The following is a 773-nucleotide window of genomic DNA, read 5'->3' on the forward strand; positions in this document are numbered from 1 at the left end:
GGCCTTCACCTCGCGGGCGACGCGGTCGGGGGGCAGGGCCTCCAGGGTGGCGCGCGAGTCGGCCTCCAGGGCGGCGAGGCGCGCGGGGCCGTCGGGTTCGCGGGACAGGCGGTCGCGGGCGGCGGCGAGCTCGTCCGGGGGCAGCTCCCCCAGGGCGATTCGCTCCAGCAGCCAGTCCGGGGTGCGGTGGGGGGACGTCATGCGGCCTCCAGCTCCTGCAGGACAGCGGACAGGGCCCGGAGGCGCTTGCGCACTCCGGACACGGACAGGCCCACCTCGCGGGCGGTCTCCTCCAGCGTCATGCCGTCCACCAGGTGGAGCACGGCGATGTCGCGGCTGGACGCGGGGACGCGGCCGAAGAGCCGGTCCAGCAGGCCCCGGGCGGCGGTGCGCGCCTCGGTGTCGCCGGACGCGGCGATCTTCAGCACCAGCTCGTCGTCGCGGTCCTCGGGGCGCCGCTTCGCGCCGCGCAGGCGGTTGAGGCACACGCGGGTGGCGATCTGATGCAGCAGGCTGGAGGGCCCCGCGTCCTTCAGCGCGGCCTGGTAGCGCAGCAGTTGAACGAACACGTCATGCATGGCGTCCACGGCCTGTTCCTCGTCGCGCAGCAGGAAGCGGCAGCGCCGGAGCACCTGGGGGCCAAAGCGTCGGTAATAGGCCTCCACATCGACGGACACCGCGCACGCCTCCCGGTTGGCCAGAGGAACACCGGTGCCCCCGAAATCTGTCACCGGCCTTTTGACGAAAAGCGGCGTCCCTACCCCGTTTCCCCC

1 protein-coding gene and 1 pseudogene are annotated in these 773 nt (G+C 73.5%); both read right to left on the bottom strand.

Annotated elements, in window-relative coordinates:
* Positions 1–201 (bottom strand): annotated as a pseudogene (locus D7W79_RS42435) (ActD-like protein); the annotation flags it as partial.
* Positions 198–677: an RNA polymerase sigma factor gene (locus D7W79_RS42440; RefSeq protein WP_120530795.1), complete on the bottom strand. Its 480-nt coding sequence runs from the start codon at positions 675–677 to the stop codon at positions 198–200. The gene D7W79_RS42440 and the pseudogene D7W79_RS42435, both read right to left, overlap by 4 nt.
* Between the last annotated feature and the right edge of the window lie 96 nt (positions 678–773).

It is taken from the genome of Corallococcus exercitus, assembly GCF_003611585.1.
In the GTDB taxonomy this organism is placed as follows: Bacteria; Myxococcota; Myxococcia; order Myxococcales; family Myxococcaceae; genus Corallococcus; species Corallococcus exercitus.